The sequence below is a fragment of the Embleya sp. NPDC059213 genome, assembly GCF_042754445.1.
Lineage (GTDB): Bacteria > Actinomycetota > Actinomycetes > Streptomycetales > Streptomycetaceae > Embleya.
This window is the reverse complement of sequence record NZ_JBHZAV010000345.1, coordinates 1-4,964: the sequence shown is the minus strand read 5'-3', so window position 1 is coordinate 4,964 and position 4,964 is coordinate 1. Positions and strand designations below refer to the sequence as shown.

The window sequence follows — 4,964 nt, the reverse complement described above, 5'->3', positions numbered from 1 at the left end:
GCGCGGGGGCCGCCCCGGCCCCCCCGCCGGGGCCCCGTGGGGGGCGCGGGCGGGCGCGTGCCGGCGGGGGCCCCACCCCCCCCCCCGGCGCGGGGGCCCCCCCGGGGGGCCCCCCCCCCTTCCGGTTTTCCTCCGGGGCGCTACGGGCTTACTTGCCCGAGGCCGCGGCCTTGAGCTTCGAGCCCGCCGAAACCTTGACGCCGAAGCCGGCCGGGATGTCGATCGGGTCACCGGTCTGCGGGTTCCGCGCGGTGCGGGCAGCGCGGTGGGTGCGCTCGAAGGTGAGGAAGCCCGGGATCGAGACCTTCTCGTCACCCTTGGCGACGATCTCGCCGACGACGTCGGCGAGCGCGCTCAGTACGGCGTCCGCGTCCTTGCGGGTCACGTCGGCGCGCTCCGCGAGGGCGGCCACCAGCTCACTGCGGTTCATGTGTCACTCCCGTGTCTTGCTGACCTCCGCCGACGACCACGAACGTGGTCGCAAACGTGGTTCAGTCCAACTCGCTGTTCTTGCCCCGGGGACGAATCCTGCACTCATCCATGCCCGGAAGCTAATCAAGGACACGCGAAATCACTGGGAAAGCCCCGTGATTTCGCGGTTCCGGCAGATTACGGGGCCGTTCGGGGGCCCCTGCAACCGGGATCCGTACGGACAGTACGACGATCATCCCGCAGGGTTCCGACGCTCATCCCGCAGGGTTCTGCCGCTCCGCCAACACCGCGTCCCGCACCGCCGCCGCCACCACGGCGGACACCTCCGGGTGGAAAACGCTCGGAATGATGTAGTTCGGGTTCACTTCGTCGTCGGTGACCACCGACGCCAGCGCCCGCGCGGCGGCGAGCAGCATGTCGTTGGTGATGTGCCGGCTCTGCGCGTCCACCAGACCTCGGAAGACACCCGGGAAGACGAGCACGTTGTTGATCTGGTTCGGGAAGTCGCTGCGGCCGGTGGCGACCACCGCGGCGTGCTCCAGGGCCGCCGCCGGGTCCACCTCGGGATCCGGGTTGGCCAGCGCGAACACGATCGAGTCCGGGGCCATCGCGGCGATGTCGGAGCCGGCGAGTACGTTCGGCGCCGACACGCCGATGAACACGTCCGCGCCGACCACGGCCTCCTTGAGGGTGCCGCTGAGGGCCTGCTCGTTGGTGTGCTCGGCGATCCAGCGCAGGTCCTCGCCCATGTCCGTACGACCCGTGTGCACCACGCCGTGTACGTCCGCGACCACCACGTGGCCGGCGCCCGCGGACAGCAGAAGTTTGAGGATCGCCGTGCCCGCCGCGCCCGCGCCGGACATGACGATGCGCACATTCTCGATCTTCTTGCCGACCACCCGCAGGGCGTTGGTGAGCGCCGCCAGCACCACGATCGCGGTGCCGTGCTGGTCGTCGTGGAAGACCGGGATGTCCAGCGTCTCGCGCAGCCGACGCTCGATCTCGAAGCAGCGCGGCGCGGAGATGTCCTCCAGGTTGATCCCGGCGAAGCCCGGCGCCATCACCTGTACCGCCCGGACGATCTCGTCCGGGTCCTGGGTGTCCAGGCAGATCGGCCAGGCGTCGATCCCGGCGAACCGCTTGAACAGGGCCGCCTTGCCCTCCATCACCGGCAGCGCGGCCTTGGGGCCGATGTTGCCCAGGCCCAGCACCGCGGAGCCGTCGGTGACCACCGCGACGGTGTTGCGCTTGATGGTCAGCCGGCGCGCGTCGTCCGGGTTCTCCGCGATGGCCAGACACACCCGGGCCACACCCGGGGTGTAGATCATCGAGAGGTCGTCACGGTTGCGGATCGGATGCTTGGACTGCATCTCGATCTTGCCGCCGAGGTGCATCAGGAAGGTTCGGTCCGAGACCTTGCCGAGGGTGACCCCCTCGATCTGCCGGATCGCCTCGACGAGCCGGTCCGCGTGGTCGGTCGAGGTCGCGGCGATCGTGACGTCGATCCGCAGGCGCTCGTGGCCGGACGCGGTGACGTCGAGCGCGGTGATCGACCCCCCGGCGGATTCGACCGTATTGGTGAGCCGGCTGACCGATCGGCCCCCCGCGGGGACCTCCAGCCGAGCCGTGATCGAGTACGAGGCGCTGGGCGCTGCGGGCATGAACTCTTTCTCCTCCGATCGCTGCGACACCCGTTTCCCACGGCGTCGCATCGCTCCCGATGGTCTCACTTCGTGGACACGGACGGGGCCGCGGGCCGCGCCGCGGCCCCGCTCTACCCGGAGCCGACGGCTCCGCAAACTGTGATCCTCCTCCTTCGCCGATCATTCCGGCGCCGCCGGACGGTCGGCTACGCTGGTCGACGACACCGGCTCGATCCAAGCCCCCGGGCCCAACCATTAGTCCCTACGAGGGACCACTTGCCGAGAGGCGAGCATTGGCGGGTCGGTGTCCTCGACTTCGCGAACCGGCGGCCCCCAGGGCCGCCGGTTCGTCGCTTTCGGGAACGCACGCCTCTTCCGGGATGCACGGTCTCCCGGAGCACACAGCTTTCCCGGAACGCAAAAAGACCCGGTGTGCAGGCACACCGGGTCTTTTCGTCAACAGGGGTGGAGGTGGCGGGAATTGAACCCGCGTCCTACGGTGCAGAACCAGAGCTTCTCCGAGCGCAGTCCACAACGATTTTCTCGGCCCCGGTGTTCACGTGGACAAGACACCGACGGGCCCAGTTACTGTTTTTTGTCCCGTACCACCCCGTAACCGGGTCGTACGGTGGAGTCCCCTAGATTATGCCAGGGTCCGGAGCGGGGACGCATCCGGTCTGACACCTTCGGATACTCGCTTAGGCAGCGAGGGCGAAGGAATCGCGCTTGGTATCGGCGATTATTTGTTTGCGACAGGTGGTTAACGAGATCATTGTCGCTTCCTCGGCTCGCTTCCTCTGCTTCGACAGCCGCAGTCGAAACCGATCACCCCCTATTGAGTTGTCAAGCAACCACCGAGGCTCCGAGGAACCCTGGTGCCCTGCCCGACGGCCCGACCCGCCACACCTGCTCGGCCCGAACCACGCACATCGTACGGTCCAACGTCGGACCGGTCCACTTCATTCCCGGCGGGTCACGCTCGGCGGCCGCGCACGTACTTCGACATCACGCGCTCCGTCTCGCGCCGGTCCTGCTGCTCGCGCAGGGTCTGTCGTTTGTCGTAGTTCTTCTTGCCCTTGGCCAGCGCCAGTTCGAGTTTGGCCCGACCGTCCTTGAAGTACAGGCTGAGCGGCACCAGGGTGTGACCCGTTTCCTGGGTCTCCTGGATCAGCTTCTCGATCTCGTGCCGGTGCAACAGCAGCTTGCGTTTGCGCCGCGCCGTGTGATTGGTCCACGTGCCCTGCGAGTACTCCGAGATGTGCACGTTGTGCAGCCACACCTCGCCGCCGTCGATGCTGGCGTAGCCGTCCACCAGGGACGCCTTGCCGGCCCGCAACGACTTGACCTCGGTGCCGGTCAGGACGAGGCCGACTTCGAGGGTGTCCTCGATGAGGTAGTCGTGCCGCGCCTTCTTGTTCTGCGCGATGAGCTTGCGCCCGGTCTCTTTCGCCATGATCCCTGCATTCTCGCGCATCGCCGCAAGCTCATTACCCGCCCGGCCCCACGCCGTTCACAACCACAGTGCCGGGTCGACGAAGTCGCCGTCCACGAGCACCTCGAAATGCAGGTGTGCGCCGGTGGACCAGCCGGTGTTGCCCGATCGGCCGACCTGATCGCCGCGCGGGATCCGCTGCCCCTCGCGCACGGTGATCCGGGACAGGTGGTTGTAGGTCGTGGTCAGCGCGACCCCGCCGACCCGCCCGTGCGAGAGCACCACGCGGTAGCCGTACGCCGCGTTGTAGCCGGTCTGCACGACCGTGCCCGCGCGGGCGGCGGTCACCGAGGTGTCCTCGGGGACGGCGAAGTCGGTGCCGGTGTGCAGCTTCGTGTACTCCAGGATCGGGTGGTAACGCATCCCGAAGTCCGAGCTGACCGGGCCGCGCACCGGGTGGGACAGCGCGCCGCCCTGCATCGAGGACGCGGCCGGTCGACCGCTCGCGGCGGCCGGCGCGTTGCTCCGGTTCACCAGCTCGGTCAGCCGCTTCTGCTCGGCCCGGATCGCCTCGTAGCGCTGCTGGTCGGCCGCCTTCTCCTCACGCGCGGTGACCAGCGCCGCCTCGCGTTGCGCCGCCAGCGCGGTCACCCTGGCCGCCGCGTCGTTCGCGGCCTTCTCCAGCGCGACCACCTCGACCAGTTGTCGCCCGGCCTCCGCGTGCCGGACCCGGGCCTCCTCCCGCCGGCGCTCCAGCTCGGCCCGCCGCAGGTCGATCGCGTCGCGGGTGCGCTCCAGCCGCGCGATCGTCTCGTGGTCCGCCTGGAGCATCTGCCGGTATCCCTGGAGATTGCTCAGCAGCTCCGCCGGGGTCTGCGCGCGCAGGATCATCGACAACTGCGCCATTGCGCCGTTGCGGTACGCCCGACCCACCAGCCGCGTGACGTCCTCGCGCACCGCCTGGGTCGCCGCCGCCACATCGCGCAGCTCGGCCTCGGCGGTGGCCACCGCGGCCCGGGCCAGTTCCACGCCGTGCGCCAGTTCGGCGCTGCGGGCCTGCGCCCGGGCCACCCGCGCCCGGGCCTGGTCCAGGGCCGCCCGGGCACCCGGCCCGGCCGCCTCGGCCTCCGCGTACGCGGTCTCCGCGGTGGCCAGGCGGGCCAGCGACGCGTCCAGGTCGGCCCGCATGTCCTTGGCCGCGACGTCGGCACGCTGCTTTCGCACGTGCGCGTCGCCGTCGTCGCCGTCGGCGTACGCGGGCACGAAACCCACCGCAGCGGCCGTGATCACCACGAGCACCGACAATCCGAGTCGCCTCGTCCGAATTCCTCCCATGATCACAAGAAACGCGCAATCGTCGATGATTGCCACGACCCACACCGGTATGGAAGTAATACGAACCCATCCGGTCGCATACAGACGTTCGAAGGCCCTGTTACGCCGCGGGGGAACAGGGC

4 protein-coding genes and 1 other RNA gene are annotated in these 4,964 nt (G+C 69.3%); all 5 read right to left on the bottom strand.

Annotation, left to right across the window (positions count from 1 at the left end):
* Window positions 1-148 precede the first annotated feature (148 nt).
* Window positions 149-430, bottom strand: coding sequence for an HU family DNA-binding protein (locus tag ACFXMF_RS46750; RefSeq protein ID WP_355539945.1), 282 nt, complete (start codon window positions 428-430; stop codon window positions 149-151).
* 256 nt (window positions 431-686) lie between these two features.
* On the bottom strand, window positions 687-2,093 hold the full coding sequence (locus ACFXMF_RS46745; protein WP_360307282.1) for an NAD-dependent malic enzyme: 1,407 nt from the start codon (window positions 2,091-2,093) through the stop codon (window positions 687-689).
* A gap of 445 nt (window positions 2,094-2,538) precedes the next feature.
* Window positions 2,539-2,908: a transfer-messenger RNA gene (gene ssrA / locus ACFXMF_RS46740) on the bottom strand.
* Between the two features lie 140 nt (window positions 2,909-3,048).
* Entirely contained in the window at window positions 3,049-3,528 is a 480-nt protein-coding gene (gene smpB / locus ACFXMF_RS46735; RefSeq protein ID WP_360307776.1) for an SsrA-binding protein SmpB, read from the bottom strand.
* A 57-nt stretch (window positions 3,529-3,585) separates the two neighbouring features.
* Window positions 3,586-4,806, bottom strand: coding sequence for a M23 family metallopeptidase (locus ACFXMF_RS46730; RefSeq protein WP_380021280.1), 1,221 nt, complete (start codon window positions 4,804-4,806; stop codon window positions 3,586-3,588).
* Between the last annotated feature and the right edge of the window lie 158 nt (window positions 4,807-4,964).